Origin of the sequence: Marinococcus halophilus, from assembly GCF_900166605.1 — a bacterium.
Lineage (GTDB): Bacteria > Bacillota > Bacilli > Bacillales > Marinococcaceae > Marinococcus > Marinococcus halophilus.
In genome coordinates this window covers 1,228,840-1,245,211 of record NZ_FVZD01000006.1, presented here as the reverse complement: position 1 = coordinate 1,245,211, position 16,372 = coordinate 1,228,840, and the positions used below count along the sequence as shown (strand labels likewise).

Here is a 16,372-nt window from a genome sequence, read left to right as displayed (position 1 = left end):
GAAAATCCTCCTCAACTATGGTGCGTATCTTCCTTTTCTTCCGCGGGTTCGCTGTTTGCTCCCCGGGTGTCGCCAAGCACTTCACGCGGCTTACTGCCGCCGTACGGCCCGACGATGCCACGGTCCTCCATTTCATCGATGAGGCGGGCTGCGCGCGTGTAGCCGATGCGGAACCGGCGCTGCAGCATCGATACGGAGGCGCTCTGCATCTGCAGAATCATATCCACCGCTTCGTCAAACAGCTCGTCGCTCGGCCGTTCAGCCTGCGCCGGCTGGTCATCGGGTATCATTTCTTCCTGGTACTTGGCTTTTTGCTGGGCGACGACTGCCTCCACCACCTGTTCCACTTCCTGGTCGGACACAAACGCTCCCTGCACACGGGTGGATTTGTTGGAGCCGATCGGGGAGAACAGCATATCCCCCTTGCCGACCAGCTTTTCCGCCCCGCCACTGTCAAGAATGGTCCGGGAATCCGTCTGGCTCGATACGCCGAATGCGATCCGCGACGGAATATTGGCTTTGATGACCCCGGTAATGACGTCCACGGACGGGCGCTGGGTCGCGATGATCATATGAATGCCGGCCGCCCGGGCCATCTGGGCGAGGCGCGTAATCGCATCCTCCACCTCGCCCGAGGCAACCATCATGAGGTCCGCAAGCTCGTCGACGATAACCACAATGTACGGGAGCTCGGGCTGCTTGGCTCCGCCTTTATCGTTCTGCTTCCGGATCCATTCGTTGTAGCCTTCCAGGTTTCTCGTGCCCGTGTGCGAAAACAGATCATAGCGCCGTTCCATTTCAGCCACCACTTTTTTCAGCGCCTGGGCCGCCTTCTTCGGTTCGGTGACCACCGGCGCCATCAGGTGGGGCACGCCGTTATATACGTTCAGCTCTACCATTTTTGGGTCAATCATCAGCAGCTTCACCTCGTGCGGGCGGGCCCGCATCAGAATGCTTGTAATGATGCCGTTAATGCAGACACTTTTTCCGCTTCCTGTCGCCCCGGCGACAAGCAGGTGCGGCATTTTGTGGAGGGAAGCGAGAATCGGTTCGCCGGAAATATCCCGGCCGAGCGCGACATTCAGCACATGTTCGTCTTTTTTATCGAGCGACTCAAGCACTTCCCGAAGCGTCACCATCGCCACTTCCTGGTTCGGCACCTCAATGCCGACGGCGGATTTGCCTGGAATCGGCGCTTCAATCCGTATGTCCCGGGCCGCGAGCGCAAGCGCAATGTCATCGGAAAGGTTGACAATTTTGCTGACCTTCACCCCGACAGCCGGCTGGATCTCGTATTTGGTGACCGCGGGGCCAAGGTGTACTTCCGATACGTTCGCCTTCACTCCGAAGCTCTGCAGCGTTTCTTCGAGCTTTTTCGCATTGGCCGAAATTTGCGAACGCTCCTGCTGCTGATTCTGGTTTTTCGGCGCTGAGAGCATCGTAAGCGCCGGCAGCTGATAGTTCTTGTTCTCGGTCTCCCCCTCGGTCACACTCAGCATATCCGAGCGGTCCATCTCGGGTTCGGACTCTGCAGGCGCCCCCGTTTGCTCCGGCGCAGGCGCTTCTTTTTTGCGCGCAGGCTCCTCCGGCTTCGGTGTCTCTTTAACCGCCGGCGGCTCCTGGTACGCCTGTTCGGTAAAGGAAAAGATTTTCGGCTTTTCTGCGCTTTCTTTCGCTTTTTCCGCAGGTGCTTCAGGCGTTTCTGTCTGCTTCGGCGCAGCCTTCGCAGGCGCTTCTTTTGCCCGCGCCTCCTTTTGCTTTCTTCGTTCCGCCTGGCGCTGTTTCCCTTTTTCGACCGCCCGGGCTGCTCCCTGTTTCGAGGCACGGGCCGCCCATGCCCCGCCTGTCTGCATCGTATGTTGAAAAGACCACTGCATAAGTAAAAATAGTCCCGCGATCACAAGAAGCACAGAAACAATATATGCCCCGGCTGTTCCGATCAGAAAATGAACAGCATCGTAAATAAGAGCGCCGATCGCGCCGCCACCGGTAGAGGCTGCTCCGGATCGGTCGAGCCAGCCGTCACGGCCGAACGTTTCCATAAAAACGGAAATCGCCGGACCGTTGATGCCTGAAGCCCAGCGGACCTCTGTAAAAAGAATCACCCCGAGAAAAAGAAGTGTTCCGCCCGTCCACCGCAACGGATATTTCTTCACTGCGTTCCGGTTGACCATCCATACAGTGGAAAAAGCAAATATAAGCAAGTTCAATACCCACCAGAGGTCCCCGGTGAGCCATTGGGACCCGGAGCGGAGCAGCTGGCCGGCCCATCCCCATCCGCCAAGCGATATGAGGGCAAGCAGCGCAGCTGCAAGCGCCGGCCATGAAAAAGCCGGCTGCCTGTTTCTGTTCGACGAGGTTCGTTTCTTTTTCCGCTTCGCCGTTTTTGCCATGATTTGGCTCCTTTCTCCCCGAAAAAGCTCTGTTCAATAAAACACCCCCTGCCCGCCAAACTGGCTAACGCAGGGGTGTGTCATGGCAAGCTTTTCGCGTGCTTTTAAATTTCCATAATAATCGGCAGAATCATTGGGCGCCGTTTTGTTTTTTCATAAAGAAAACGGCTCATTGAATCCCGGATGCTGCTTTTGAGCGTCGACCATTCGCTCACGTTATCGCTGATTGATTTTTCCAGCGTCTCGGTTACTTTTTTATGCGCTTTTTCCATCAGCTCTTCGGACTCGCGCACGTAGACGAATCCGCGGGAAATAATGTCCGGGCCGCTTGCGATGGTGCCGGTCTTTTTGCTGAGCGTTACGACGACGACAAGGATGCCGTCTTCGGACAGCAGGCGGCGGTCACGCAGAACAATATTGCCCACGTCCCCAATGCCAAGGCCGTCAATTAACACGTTGCCGGCCGGTACTTTGCCGGCTTTTACAGCTTTGCCTTTGCTGAACTCCACAACTTCCCCTTTATCAAGCAGAAAGATGTTATTTGGATCCATGCCGGTTTCTTCCGCAAGCTCCCCGTGCACAAACTGCATCCGGTACTCCCCGTGCACTGGAATAAAGTACTTCGGCTTCACCAGGTTCAGCATCATTTTGAGTTCTTCCTGGCGGGCATGGCCGGAGGAGTGGACGTTTTCGCCCATGACGACCTCGGCTCCGATCTGATAGAGAAAATCGATCGTCTGCGAAACCGTTTTTTCGTTTCCGGCAACCGGGTTGGCAGCAATAATCACCATGTCGCCTTCCTCGATTGTCAAATTATCGTCTTCGCCTTTTGCCATATTCATGAGGGCGGAGACCGGCTCGCCCTGGCTGCCTGTGCATAAGATAGCTACTTTTCTTGGATCCATATCTTCTACCTGATCGGTCGTAATAAAAATGTCATCCTCGACCTCCAAATAACCGAGCCGGCGGGAGATTTCAATTGTTTTTTCCATTGCCTGCCCGTTCACAGCAATTTTACGCCCGCTTTCTTCCGCCGCCTGGATCACCTGCTGGATGCGGTGGATGTTAGTCGCAAAAGTTGTAATTACGATGCGCCCTTCGTTTTCTAAAAAGATATCCATGATACCATTGCCAGCAATCGCTTCCGACGGACTCACGCCGGGAACTTCGGCGTTAATGCTGTCAGAAAGCAGGCAGAGCACGCCTTTTTTGCCGATTTCAGTCAATTTATCCAGACTGGTGTACTGCCCGTCCACCGGCGTCTGGTCAAATTTAAAATCACCGGTGTGCACCACGATACCTTCCGGCGTCTGGACGACCATCCCGACCGAATCGGGAATGCTGTGATTGGTCCGGAAAAAGCTTGTTTTCAGCTGGCCGGTCTGGATGACGCTGTTGTCATGAACCACACGGAAATCCGGTTTCTTGCGGAGTCCTTTTTCTTTTACATACGACTCCACGATGCCAAGCGTCAGCTTGGTGCCATACACTGGCACATGCACCTGGCGGAGAATGTAGGTTAACGCCCCGATATGGTCTTCATGCCCGTGGGTTAAAAAGATCCCGCGGAGTTTTTCTTTGTTCTGGGTTAAGTATGAAATATCCGGAATCACGATATCAATTCCGAGCATGTCATCCTCTGGAAACATTAGTCCTGCGTCTATAACAATCATGTCCTGTTCTGATTCTATAACGTACATATTTTTTCCGATTTCCCCGATACCGCCAAGGGAAAAAACACGAACGTTACCATTCGCTTGTGTGGCCAAAGTATATTTCCTCCTAAATTAAAATGAATTATTGCTGACGTCGATTTACGGCCCCAAAAAGAAACATTTTTCCCTTTGGGTGAATGGTTTCCGCACAAATCACTTGTAATCAGTATAACCCAGGCGGTTTTTGAAATACAAGGGAAACTATTGGGCTCAGGCATTTCTCGCGGCTTTGGGCCAGGGGTTTTCTGGTTCATGCTTGTATTTGTAAAAAAATTGGACACCGGCAGCCGGGCTGTCGGTGTCCTGTTAGAAAATCATTAAGATGCGGCAGTGAACCACTGTTCGAGCTGCCGGATTTCGGCATCCGTCAGCGGCACGAGCGGCAGGCGGGTATAGCGCCCGGTAATGCCCATCTGTTCAAGCATTGCCTTCACCGGAGACGGATTCGGAGCCATAAAACAGGCCCGCATCTTCGGAAGGAGCGTCCGGTGCGCCTCTGCTGCCCGCTGCACGTGTCCGGAAAAGAAATCGGTCATCATCTGCTGCAGATCCTCGCCGGCAATATGGGCCGCCACAGAGACCACGCCGTCACCACCGACCGAAAGCGTCGGGAGCGTGAGCGAGTCATCGCCGCTGAAGAGCTGGAAATCCTTCGGTGCCGAAGAGAGAAAGTGCGAAATCTGATCAAGGTTCCCACACGCTTCCTTCACCGACGTAATGTTGGAAATTTCCGCGAGCCGGAGCAGCGTTTCCGGCAGCAGATTGACGATGCAGCGCCCCGGAATGTTATAAATCATCAGCGGAAGCGTTGTGGCGGCGGCGATCCGCTGAAAATGCTGGTACATGCCTTCCTGGTTCGGCTTGTTGTAATAAGGCGTCACCGCCATTAAGCCGTCAAGGCCGACTTTAGTTGCTTCGTTCGCAAGGTCAGCTGAATACGCCGTATTGTTCGTACCGACGCCGCCAATCACATCCAGCCGGCTCCCGGCAATATCTTTCACCCGGCGGAACAGCTGCAGCTTCTCTTCGCTGCTGAGCGTCGGTGATTCTCCGGTCGTGCCGGCCACTACAACGCCGTCGCTTTTTGTGGCTATCAAATGCTCCGTGAGCTGCTCGACTTGGTCCCAGTGAATGTCGCCATTTTCATGAAAAGGTGTAACCATTGCTGTGAGTAACTGTCCAAAAGCCATAAGTCGGCTCCTTTCTCTCATCTGCAGGGAATCGATGCGGCTCGTAATACTTCTCTGCAGCTTACTAGGAAACAGATGGGGGACGTATACCAGCACGTCCGAGCTCAAATACACGGTGCAGGGCAGATACTGCTTTATCCGTATCTTTTTCGCGGACAAGCGCCCAGATGGTCGTATGCGAATCCGCCGACTGTAAAATCGGCACCCCGGCCTTTGAGAGTGCAGTAACAATTTTGGAAGCCACTCCAGGCACACCGGTCATGCCAGCGCCGACAACACTGACTTTTGCACAGTGAGGCACCGCGGAGATGCTCCAGCCGTCTTCTTCAAGAGCGCTGACCGCAGCTTTCGCATGCGGGTCGGGTACGGTGAATACAGCACTTTCCAGTCCAATGTTAATAAAATCTACGCTCAGGCCAAGGCTTTCCATCCGCTGAAAAACGCGGGCATGCATATCTTCTGACTGCTCCGGGTCCGCCCAAACGCTGATCTGGGTAAGCGACGGGATGTGGGCGATGCCGGTAATCAGGCGTTCAGCCACCTCCCGGCCCGGCGCACCCCCGAGCATGGACGTAATCAGCGTGCCCGGCTCTTTGGTCGACGTCGACCGGATACGGATCGGCACTTTACCCTGCATGGCAATTTCAACCGCACGGGGGTGAATAACTTTAGCCCCCTGGTACGCCATGTTGCAGATTTCCTGATAGGTGACGGTGGAGAGCAGCCTCGCATCTTCCACGACACGGGGGTCCGCCGTCATCATGCCTTCGACATCGGTAAAAATGTCCACCCACTCGGCCTTTAAGGCTGTACCGAGCGCTGTCGCTGACGTATCGCTGCCTCCGCGGCCGAGCGTTGTGATCATTCCATCCTCGCTGACGCCCTGAAAGCCGGTTACGACGACAACGTCATGAGTGGTAAGCAGTTCTTCAACTTTTTCTGTGCGCATGTCGATAATTTTGGCATTGCCGTGGTTGCTGTCGGTAATAAACCCGGCCTGGGCCCCATTTAAAGCAGCAGCTGTGAGCTGCTTCGAACGCAGAAGCTCTGTAAATACTACGGCCGAGATGGTTTCACCGCACGACACAAGCAGGTCGCGCTCGGCTCTTCCTTCTCCCGGCGCACTTTCATCGATCAGGCCGAGAAGGGTATCAGTAGCGTAAGGGTCTCCGCTCCGGCCCATGGCAGAAACGACCACCACCACCTTATAGCCTTCACGCACTGCATCTTCAACATGGCCGGCGGCCTGCTCCCGCAGTTCCTTCGTTTTTACAGACGTACCGCCAAATTTCTGAACAATAATATTCATCAGTCCGGCTCCCTCTCAGGTTATTTGATTAAATTAAGGCGGATCAGGCTTTCAGCAATCTGTACCGAGTTATAGGCAGCACCTTTTAAAAGGTTATCCGAAACGACCCAGAAGTGGTAGGCGTTTTCCCGGTCAAGATCGCGGCGGATACGGCCGACAAATACATCCGGCAGACCGACGCTGTTCACAGCCATCGGGTACACCTGGTTGGCCGGATCGTCCTGAAGGGTAATGCCCTCGCCTTCGGAGAGCGTCTGCTGCAGTTCTTTTACATCCGGATTCCCTGTTTCGGTCTCAATATACACCGACTCCGAGTGGCCCGTGGCAACCGGAAGGCGCACACACGTTGCTGCTACCGGGAGCTCGTCCATATGAAGAATTTTTTTCGTTTCATTGATCATTTTCATTTCTTCAAACGTGTAGCCGTTGTCCTGGAATTTGTCGATCTGCGGGATCGCGTTAAAAGCGATCTGGTAGTGCTTTTTATCGCCGCTGACGGGCATAAGGTTTGCTTCTGCCTCCTCGCCGTTCAGTACCGCCGTCGACTGGGTGTTCATTTCATCGACCGCTTCCAGCCCCGCGCCGGATACAGCCTGATACGTGGAAACGACCACTTTTTTCAGGCCGTATTTCTGCCGGATCGGCTCAAGCGCTACGGCCATTTGAATGGTCGAGCAGTTCGGGTTGGCGATAATGCCGTTATGGTTGTGGAGGTCTTCTTCATTCACTTCCGGAACCACAAGCGGGGTGTCCGGGTCCATGCGGTACGCGCTCGTGTTATCCACGACAATCGCCCCACGCCTGACCGCTTCGGGAGCCAGTGCTTTCGATACGGAACCGCCGGCGGAGAACAGGGCGATCTGTACGCCGTCAAACGATTCAGGGGTTGCTTCTTCAAGCGTGTATTCCTGGCCTTTGAACGTCATTTTTTTCCCGGCGGAGCGGCTTGAAGAAAGCAGCTTCAGCTCTCCAACGGGGAAATTTTTATCTTCTAAAGTTTTCAGCATCTGCTGGCCCACGGCGCCGGTTGCGCCTACGACCGCTACAGTATATGTTTCGTTAGACATGTTCATTCTCCCTTTCTGATTCATCCATTTCACATTTATTAAAACAAACTTTGCTTTATTTTACCACACTTGTCAGTGCTGAAAAGGGCAATTCTGGCTTATTCTCCGCTGCTCACGCTGAAATTAGAGCTGTTTTTCTTTAATAGCCCGGGCAGACGGCCATCCGGCTGGATCAGCGAGGCACTCGGCGGCGTCTGCATCATCGCCCGCCCCCGCTCCTCGACATGTCCGAGCTGTACACTTTCAAGCCTGTCCAGTGTTTCATCAATTCCCGGATGCCGGCCGAACAGCATTTCGTTCCGGGCGTTGCGGGCCATACGGGCTGCCGACGACTCCAGTCCCAGTACAAAAGCGGATTTCAGCTGCGACCGGTGGTTCTCAATCTCCACTTCTTTGATATTTCCAGCGGATAAACGCTCAAACAGCCCTTCGATCGTTCCGAGCAGCTCTTCTACGCGCTCCGGGGCCGCCGCGCTGTAAATCGTATGAAAGCCGGTATGCTCAAAGGCTTCAAATGAAGAAAAAATAGAATAGGCGAGTCCCCGGTCCTCCCGGACTTCCTGAAACAGCCGGCTGCTCATCGAACCGCCGAGCAGGTTATTCCACAGCACTTCCGCAAAATACTGGTCATGAAAACGGGAAACGCCCGGAAATCCCAGGCACAGATGAGCCTGTTCGGTTTCCCTGTTCTTTACTTCTTTTCCCGGGACAAATACAGCGTTTTCCTTCCGGCTTTCCGCCCGGCGCCCGTGTCCCCATCCGGCAAATAAACGTTCGATGCAGGCAAGCAGCTCCCTGCTCACATTGCCGGCAACCGAAATCACAACTCGTTCGGGCGTATAATGGGTATGAAAAAAATCGAGCAACCGCTCCCGGGTCACTTCGTTCAGCACGGGCTTTGTTCCGAGAATTGGGCGTGCAAGCGGATGGCTCCCGTAGGAAGCTTTCCACAGCATATCGTGAATAATGTCGTCGGGCGTGTCCTCCACCATGCTGATTTCTTCTAAAATCACGTTCCGCTCCTTCTCCACGTCCTCTGGGTCAAAGCGCGAGTGAAAGAACATATCGGCAAACACCCCGGCGGTCTGCTCCGCATGCTCATCAAGCACGGTCGCCTGCAGGCAGGTGGTATCCTTTGCCGTAAAGGCTTCCATTTCTCCGCCAATCCGGTCAAAATAGCCGGCAATGTCTGCCGCACTCCGTCCGGATGTACCTTTAAACAGCATATGTTCGATAAAGTGTGCCATCCCGTTTTCTTCTTCCCGCTCCTGCCTGGAGCCTGCATCTATCCACAGGCCAATCGACACCGAGCGCACGTGCGGGATCTGTTCCGAAACCAGCCGTGTTCCATTCAGAAAATGTTTTGTTTCCACCATCTGTTGGCCCTCCCTTTTTTTACTCTCTTTATATTTATAAAAAAAAGGACCTGGAAATCCAAGTCCCTGCTGATCTATAGGCGCCTTACTGGGAAGGTGTGTCGGAGCTTTCCTTCGCAAGCAGCGCTTTTCTTGATAGGTTAATCCGTCCCTGATTGTCTATTTCTGTTACTTTTACCATGACTTCATCTCCGATGGAAACCACGTCTTCCACCTTATTGACGCGCTCGTGGTTCAGCTGGGAAATGTGGACAAGACCTTCTTTGCCTTTAAACAGCTCCACAAAAGCACCAAACTTCTCGACGCGTTTGACTTTTCCTAAATACGTCTCGCCCGGCTCCACTTCACGAATTAAATCTTCAATGATTTTTTTCGCTTCCTCGTTTTTATCCTGCTCGGTGGAGGAAATAAAGACGGTACCGTCCTGCTCGATGTCAATTTTCACGCCGGTGTCTTCAATAATCTGGTTGATCGTTTTTCCGCTCGGGCCAATTACGTCCCGGATTTTCTCCGGCTTAATGTGCATGGACATAATTTTTGGAGCATACGGGGACAGCTCACCGCGCGTTTCGCTGATGGTAGCGAGCATGTTTTCGAGTACTTTCATGCGGGCAACCTTCGCTCGTTTGAGAGCAAATTCAAGCACTTCGCGGTCGATACCCGCCAGTTTAATATCCATCTGCAGCGCCGTTACGCCGTCCGCCGTGCCGGCTACTTTAAAGTCCATGTCACCAAGGGCGTCTTCCATGCCCTGGATATCGGTCAGCACAGCCAGGTCGTCGCCTTCTTTCACAAGGCCCATCGCAATACCGGCAACCGGCGATTTAATTGGCACACCGGCGTCCATCATGGCAAGCGTGCTCGCGCAAATGCTCGCCTGGGACGTGGAACCGTTGGATTCAAGCACTTCGGATACCAGGCGGATTGTGTACGGGAACTCCTCCTCGGAAGGAACCACTTTTTCAAGGGCACGCTCCCCGAGAGCGCCGTGTCCGATTTCCCGCCGGCCCGGCCCGCGGATGGGGCCGGTTTCCCCGACACTGAAGTTCGGGAAGTTATAATGATGTAAAAACCGCTTCGACGTTTCCGTGCCGAGACCGTCAATGATCTGCACTTCTCCAAGTGCTCCGAGCGTGCAGATGCTGAGCGCCTGCGTCTGGCCGCGGGTAAACAAGCCAGAGCCGTGCGTACGCGGCAGAATGTCCACCTCGGAAGTCAGCTGACGAATGTCGTCCGGGCCGCGTCCGTCCGGGCGGATATGCTCTTCGGTGATCAGGCGGCGGAATTCTGCTTTAACAAGCTTTTCAAAAATATCTTTTACTTCGCTTTGCTGCTCTTCATCTTCATATGGCTCGGAGATCTGCGTTTTCAGCTCCTGGATGGCCACGTCGCGCTCTTTTTTATCTTTAACCATCACTGCTTCTTTCACAGCGTCCTGGAACTGGCTGCGGATGGTTTCTTCCAGGTCTTTATCCGTCTGGGAGAGCTGCACTTCCATTTTCTCCTGGCCGAGCTCACGGATAATGCCTTCCTGGAACTCCACCAGGCGCTTGATTTCTTCGTGTCCGAACATGATGCCTTCAAGCATCGTCTCTTCCGGTACTTCGTCTGCTCCGGCTTCCACCATGTTGATGGCGTCTTTGGTGCCGGCAACCGTCAGTTCAATATCGCTTCTGGCCGCTTCGGATTCTGAAGGGTTGACGACAAATTCACCGTCGACCCGTCCGATGATCGCACCCGAAACCGGGCCGTAAAATGGAATATCCGACAGGGAGAGAGCGAGCGATGAACCGACCATGGCAGCAATTTCCGGTGACGCGGACTGATCCACGCTCATCACCATATTGATTACCTGCACGTCGTTACGGAACCCGTCCGGAAAAAGCGGACGGATTGGCCGGTCAATCAGGCGGCTTGTTAAAACTGCTGTTTCGCTCGGGCGTCCTTCACGTTTAATAAAACCGCCGGGAATTTTCCCTGCCGCATACAGCCGCTCTTCGTAATTCACCGTGAGCGGGAAGAATGGAAGATCCTTCGGTTCTTTTGAAGCCGTTACGGTGGAGAGGACCACCGTATCTCCGTAGCGGATCATCACCGCTCCGTTCGCCTGTTTCGCAATGTGTCCTGTTTCGACGGTCAGCGTCTGCCCCGCCCATTCAATTGAGTAGGTTTTCTTTTCTTGTTCCAAATTTCAGGACCTCCTATACGTTTTTTCACGTATACGTCTGCATTTCCGGGTATAAATGTTCCATTCCGCCGGTACTCCCGACTAGCAGGAAACCCTTTCGTGCGCACAAGCTTAACGCGGAAGCCGCACTGCTTACGCGTTAAGCTTGTGCGATGTGCGTAAGGGATCATTTCATACCGCCCAGCCGCATACGTTATGCACATGGTTATTTTTAGGTAAGAGAAAAAGCGGGAGATACCTCCCGCTTCCCAGTACTTCTTAACGGCGCAAGCCGAGTTTATTAATGATGTCGCGGTAACGCGTGATGTCCTGGTTACGAACGTACGTTAACAGGTTACGGCGTTTACCAACCATTTTTAAAAGCCCGCGGCGGGAATGGTGGTCCTTTTTATGCTCACGCAGGTGTTCGTTCAACGAAACAATCTGCTCCGTCAAAATAGCGATCTGCACTTCCGGGGAACCGGTGTCGCCTTCATGTGTTTTGTACTCTTCGATCAACTCTGATTTACGCTCTGGTGTTAAAGCCATTCAGTCGACCTCCTTTTGTTTTTTTGTTTCAACCATTTCCTCGCAAGCCGCAGGAGGCGCGTGCAAGCCAAGAAGTAGTTTCCATACATCAACCATCTTACCTTTTGAGCAGAAAAAACGCAAGGGAAAACAGGTGTTAATCCCTGATTTCCTGCTGAAGTACCTGCTCGGCTGCACGTTTGTCTTCATGCAGCTGGGAGACCAGCGCATCGAGGGAAGGAAATTTCACTTCACCGCGAAGCCGCTCCCGCCATTCAACCCGGACCGCTTTTCCGTAAATATCTCCATCGAAATCAAACAGGTGGACTTCAATTTCCGGCGGGCCGTCCCGTTCGTCGTGAAACGTCGGCTTATAGCCGATGTTGCTCATCCCCCGGTGCCATGCACCGTCGATAAGCGCACGTACAGCATACACGCCGTCATTTGGCAGCAGGTACGGCTCGTCGGCCTGAATGTTAGCTGTCGGAAATCCGATTGTCCGGCCGCGCTTCTCGCCCTCAACCACGGTGCCTTCAAACGTATACCAGCGCCCGAGCAGGCGGGCGGCTTTGACCATTTCTCCCTGTTCCACAGCCTCGCGGATCCAGGTGGAGCTTATCTTCTCTCCCTCTTCGGTGTAAGGAGATACCGTGGAAAACGTAAAAGCATCCCTCGAATGGTACGGGAGCGTCTCCATATTGCCGCGCCCGAATTTACCGTAAGAAAAATCAAATCCGGCCACTGCGTGCTTTACACCGAGATCAATAATATAAGCATCAACAAAAGCCTGAGGGTCGAGAGAGGCAAATTCCTGGTCAAACCGCACAATGTACAGCTCCTCCACTCCAAGTGATTCAAGAATATGCTGCTTTTCCGCCAATGGGGTTAAATAAAACATATCTTCCTCTGACTGCTTGGACAGTACCACTTTCGGGTGCGGGTGGAAGGTCATTACAGTGAGCGGCAGTCCCCTGTCTTCTGCTGCCTGACGGGCCTTCTCAATCACTTCTTTGTGACCGCGGTGCACTCCGTCAAAGTAGCCCATCGCCATCACTTTAGCCTTTGAAAGTGACGGGGTTAACGTATGTGGATGTATAAGATGATGAACTTCCATTATTTTCACCTGCCGATATTCTTTCATTCACGCTTTTAAAGAAGCATTGTTTTAGGTTTGAAAATGCCGGGCTTAGCCGGATGCGCCGTATAGACAGCAAGCGGTTTCCCGCTCTCTGCCTTTACCGCCATCGTCTGCTCAGAAAACCAAGCTGCCGGAAGCACCCGTCCGTGACTAATCTGCTCCGCCGTCTCCTCCGACACTGTAATGGCCGGAAGGTGAGCCACTGCCCAGTCTACCGGATACACGGCTTTTTCAGGACGGCCAGCGGCCACCAAGGCTTCAAGCTCTTCCCATGTGGAAGTGTGTTCCGGTTCGAATCCACCGGACGCCGTGCGGATGAGCTGCTGCAGATGTGCCGGGTACCCGAGCTTCTTTCCAGCATCGACAGCAAGCGTGCGCACGTAGGTTCCTTTACTGCAGCTCACCCGAATTTTAAAGGAAAATTCCCCGCCCCGCGGAGCGTCGTCCATTTCAAGCAGCCGAAAGTCGTAAATGCAGGCCTCCCGGACTGGACGCTCGACCTCTATGCCTTCACGGGCATATTCATACAGCTTGCGCCCCCGGACTTTAACAGCTGAAAACATCGGAGGCACTTGGGTTACCGAACCACTTAAAGCTTGGAGCGCCTCCTCAATGCGCTGCTTTGCCGGTGCCGTCTCTACAGCGAGGGCTTCCACCGTCTCCCCGTTGGCGTCTTCAGTGGTTGTCGCTCTTCCGAGAGTGATAACCCCTTCGTATGCCTTTGGAGCTTCGTGCAGGTAATCCACCGCTTTAGTGGCTTTTCCGATACAAAGCGGAAGCACTCCGGTCACGGATGGATCAAGCGTGCCGGAATGACCAACTTTTTTTGTTTTCAGCAGCCGGCGCGCACGCGCTACACAATCATGGGACGTAACACCTGCTTCTTTCCACAAAGGAATGATTCCATCAATCATAGGGCCGTTTCGCTCACTTCCATTACAGAATTCATGTACATAGGAAAAGCTGTTTCAAAGTCAGCAACAGCTCTCCCAACTTTAAAACAGCTTCTGTCTTCTACTTTTCCCGTTCATTTAAATCGCGCAGCAGCGATTCAATACGGTTGCCGTATTCAATCGATTCATCGAAAGAAAAGAAGATTTCCGGTGTTTTGCGAAGCTGAATTCGTTTTCCGATTTCACTGCGGATGAATCCCCGGGCTTTTTCAAGGCCCTGAAACGCTTCCTCTTTGTCTTTTTCTTCTCCGAGAACGGTGACAAAGATCGTTGCCTGCTGCAGATCTCCGGTCACTTCCACGTCAGTCACCGTCACAAACTGCACCCGCGGGTCCTTGATTCCGCGCGCAAAAATATCCGAGACTTCTTTTTTAATCTGCTCTCCTACACGCTGAGCACGTATATTAGCCATAACTGTTCCTCCTATAACCATTCATAGTGTACGGAGGTTATTTCCCATTCCGTATAACTTTCAATCATATGAATGGCACGCTGCAGCTCTTTTTCCGCCCCTGCCTTTTCGTTATGCACGGTGACAATCGAAAGAGCTGCCCGCTGCCAAAGCTCCTGATAATCCGTTTCTGCCACGGAGAGGTTCCGCTGCTTCAGCTTCGTTTTCACGCTCTGAAGCACCGCCCGCTTCTGCTTTAAATGACTCGCTTCATAAAGCATGCACTCTACATGGACTACACCGATCATGTGCGTTTAACTTCCTCCATGATATACGGCTCCATAATGTCGCCTTCCTTAAGGTCGTTAAAGTTTTCGAGGGTCACACCGCACTCATATCCGGCTGCAACTTCCTTGGCGTCATCTTTATAACGCTTCAGGTCCTTGATGCCGCCGTCGAAAATAACGACGCCGTCTCGTACGACCCGTACTTTGGAGTCCCGGGTAATTTTGCCTTCGAGCACATAGCTTCCGGCAATGGTACCAACGCGGGAAACTTTGAACAGCTGGCGCACCTCAACCTGTCCGAGCACGCGCTCTTCATAGACCGGGTCGAGCATACCTTTCATGGCTGTTTCAATTTCGTCAATCGCATTGTAGATAACCTGGTGGAGACGAAGATCCACATTTTCTGCATCCGCCGTACGCTTGGCGTTTACGTCGGGACGGACGTTAAAGCCGATAATGATCGCGTTGGAAGCTGAAGCAAGGATGACGTCTGATTCTGCAATCGCGCCGGCGCCGGCGTGTACGATATTGATTTTGCAGCCTTCCACTTCTATTTTTTCAAGCGAACCGCGAAGCGCTTCGACCGAACCCTGTACGTCCGCTTTAACGATCACGTTAATTTCTTTCATGTCGTTTTCCTGAATCTGGCTGAACAGATCGTCCAGGTTGATCTTCGAGGTTTGTGCACGCTCGGCATCCTTTGCCCGGCTCTTACGCGCATCAGCGATCTGGCGGGCTTTTTTCTCTTCTTCAAAGACAACAAACGGGTCGCCTGCCTGCGGCACATCGTTCAGGCCGATAATTTCCACTGGCTTGGACGGCCCCGCGCTTTTCACCTGGCGGCCAAGATCGTCCACCATCGCCCGGATTCGTCCGAAAGCGTTGCCGACGACAATCGGCTCGCCGACATGCAGCGTACCGTTTTGAACGAGCAGGGTAGCCACCGGCCCGCGCCCTTTATCAAGCTCTGCTTCTACGACGCTTCCGCGCGCACGCTTGTCCGGATTTGCTTTGAAGTCTTCCACTTCGGCCACGAGCAGGATCATTTCAAGCAGTTCGTCGATACCTTCACCGTTGATCGCGGAAAGGTTCACAAAGATTGTATCTCCGCCGTATGCTTCCGGCACTAATTGGAATTCCATGAGTTCCTGCATCACACGGTCGGGGTTGGCGCCTTCTTTATCCATCTTGTTTACCGCGACAATGATCGGCACCTCAGCCGCCTTGGCGTGGTTAATGGCTTCTCTTGTCTGAGGCATTACGCCGTCGTCGGCTGCGACGACCAGAATTGTAATGTCGGTTACTTCCGCACCGCGCGCACGCATGGTCGTGAATGCTGCGTGACCGGGCGTGTCGAGGAAGGTGATCAGTTTGTTATTTTCTTCCACCTGGTAGGCGCCGATATGCTGGGTAATGCCGCCCGCTTCCCCGGAGGTGACTTTTGTGTGGCGGATGGAGTCAAGCAGCGTCGTCTTCCCGTGGTCGACGTGACCCATAATGGTTACTACCGGCGGGCGTTCCTGCAGCTTTGCCGGGTCGTCCTGCTCGACATAGTTATCAATATCGAGTTCATCCACCACTTCTTCCTGCTCCACCTCTACGCCGTAATCCGTGGCGATCAGTTCAATGGTTTCTGCCTCGAGCGTTTCATTAATGGTCGCCATTACGCCGAGGTTCATTAATTTTTTGATGACTTCCGAGCTTTCTTTGTTCAGTTTTTCTGCCAGTTCCCCGACGGAGAGGCTGCCGGCAAACGTAATTTTTTCAGGAGTAGCCTGCTGCTCTTTACGGCCCCCGCCCGGGCGTTTTTGGTTGGTCTTTTTCTTGCTTGGGCCTCTGTTTCCCTGGGTGTTTCGTG

Annotated in this window: 12 protein-coding genes and 1 pseudogene; all 13 read right to left on the bottom strand. The window is 53.4% G+C overall.

The annotated features are described in order from the left end of the window. Positions 1 to 11: 11 nt before the first annotated feature. A complete protein-coding gene (locus B5066_RS12370; protein ID WP_079476211.1) occupies positions 12 to 2,393 on the bottom strand; it encodes an FtsK/SpoIIIE family DNA translocase in 2,382 nt (793 codons plus the stop codon). 104 nt (positions 2,394 to 2,497) lie between these two features. After that, the gene (locus B5066_RS12365; RefSeq protein WP_079476210.1) at positions 2,498 to 4,162 is read right to left on the bottom strand and encodes a ribonuclease J; all 1,665 of its coding nucleotides are present in this window, start codon (positions 4,160 to 4,162) and stop codon (positions 2,498 to 2,500) included. Between the two features lie 263 nt (positions 4,163 to 4,425). Next, entirely contained in the window at positions 4,426 to 5,298 is an 873-nt protein-coding gene (gene dapA / locus B5066_RS12360; protein ID WP_079476209.1) for a 4-hydroxy-tetrahydrodipicolinate synthase, read from the bottom strand. Positions 5,299 to 5,362: 64 nt separating this feature from the next. Next, positions 5,363 to 6,607: an aspartate kinase gene (gene dapG, locus B5066_RS12355; protein WP_079476208.1), complete on the bottom strand. Its 1,245-nt coding sequence runs from the start codon at positions 6,605 to 6,607 to the stop codon at positions 5,363 to 5,365. 20 nt (positions 6,608 to 6,627) lie between these two features. Beyond that, positions 6,628 to 7,674 (bottom strand): aspartate-semialdehyde dehydrogenase, encoded by a 1,047-nt coding sequence (asd, locus tag B5066_RS12350; protein WP_079476207.1) that lies wholly within the window; start codon positions 7,672 to 7,674, stop codon positions 6,628 to 6,630. A gap of 98 nt (positions 7,675 to 7,772) precedes the next feature. Next, positions 7,773 to 9,050, bottom strand: a complete 1,278-nt coding sequence (locus B5066_RS12345) for a M16 family metallopeptidase (protein WP_079476206.1) — start codon at positions 9,048 to 9,050, stop codon at positions 7,773 to 7,775. An 85-nt stretch (positions 9,051 to 9,135) separates the two neighbouring features. Next, positions 9,136 to 11,238 carry a polyribonucleotide nucleotidyltransferase gene (locus B5066_RS12340; RefSeq protein WP_079476205.1) on the bottom strand — a complete coding sequence of 701 codons (2,103 nt, stop codon included), beginning with the start codon at positions 11,236 to 11,238 and terminating at the stop codon, positions 9,136 to 9,138. Positions 11,239 to 11,496: 258 nt separating this feature from the next. Beyond that, positions 11,497 to 11,766, bottom strand: a complete 270-nt coding sequence (rpsO, locus tag B5066_RS12335; protein ID WP_022792814.1) for a 30S ribosomal protein S15 — start codon at positions 11,764 to 11,766, stop codon at positions 11,497 to 11,499. Positions 11,767 to 11,902: 136 nt separating this feature from the next. Further along, positions 11,903 to 12,859: a bifunctional riboflavin kinase/FAD synthetase gene (locus B5066_RS12330; protein WP_079476204.1), complete on the bottom strand. Its 957-nt coding sequence runs from the start codon at positions 12,857 to 12,859 to the stop codon at positions 11,903 to 11,905. A gap of 35 nt (positions 12,860 to 12,894) precedes the next feature. Next, a complete protein-coding gene (truB, locus tag B5066_RS12325) occupies positions 12,895 to 13,797 on the bottom strand; it encodes a tRNA pseudouridine(55) synthase TruB (protein WP_342351583.1) in 903 nt (300 codons plus the stop codon). Positions 13,798 to 13,897: 100 nt separating this feature from the next. Further along, positions 13,898 to 14,248: a 30S ribosome-binding factor RbfA gene (gene rbfA, locus B5066_RS12320; RefSeq protein ID WP_079476203.1), complete on the bottom strand. Its 351-nt coding sequence runs from the start codon at positions 14,246 to 14,248 to the stop codon at positions 13,898 to 13,900. Between the two features lie 11 nt (positions 14,249 to 14,259). Then, positions 14,260 to 14,535 (bottom strand): DUF503 domain-containing protein, encoded by a 276-nt coding sequence (locus B5066_RS12315; RefSeq protein ID WP_022792810.1) that lies wholly within the window; start codon positions 14,533 to 14,535, stop codon positions 14,260 to 14,262. Continuing rightward, positions 14,532 to 16,289: pseudogene (gene infB, locus B5066_RS12310) on the bottom strand (translation initiation factor IF-2); the annotation flags it as partial. The gene B5066_RS12315 and the pseudogene infB, both read right to left, overlap by 4 nt. Positions 16,290 to 16,372: the final 83 nt, after the last annotated feature.

Bases quoted from the DNA above. Each gene is read 5' to 3' on its own strand.
- B5066_RS12370 (WP_079476211.1), bottom strand. From the start codon at position 2,393: ATGGCAAAAACGGCGAAGCGGAAAAAGAAACGAACCTCGTCGAACAGA.
- dapA (WP_079476209.1), bottom strand. From the start codon at position 5,298: ATGGCTTTTGGACAGTTACTCACAGCAATGGTTACACCTTTTCATGAA.
- dapG (WP_079476208.1), bottom strand. From the start codon at position 6,607: ATGAATATTATTGTTCAGAAATTTGGCGGTACGTCTGTAAAAACGAAG.
- asd (WP_079476207.1), bottom strand. From the start codon at position 7,674: ATGTCTAACGAAACATATACTGTAGCGGTCGTAGGCGCAACCGGCGCC.
- B5066_RS12345 (WP_079476206.1), bottom strand. From the start codon at position 9,050: ATGGTGGAAACAAAACATTTTCTGAATGGAACACGGCTGGTTTCGGAA.
- rpsO (WP_022792814.1), bottom strand. From the start codon at position 11,766: ATGGCTTTAACACCAGAGCGTAAATCAGAGTTGATCGAAGAGTACAAA.
- B5066_RS12330 (WP_079476204.1), bottom strand. From the start codon at position 12,859: ATGGAAGTTCATCATCTTATACATCCACATACGTTAACCCCGTCACTT.
- truB (WP_342351583.1), bottom strand. From the start codon at position 13,797: ATGATTGATGGAATCATTCCTTTGTGGAAAGAAGCAGGTGTTACGTCC.
- rbfA (WP_079476203.1), bottom strand. From the start codon at position 14,248: ATGGCTAATATACGTGCTCAGCGTGTAGGAGAGCAGATTAAAAAAGAA.
- B5066_RS12315 (WP_022792810.1), bottom strand. From the start codon at position 14,535: ATGATCGGTGTAGTCCATGTAGAGTGCATGCTTTATGAAGCGAGTCAT.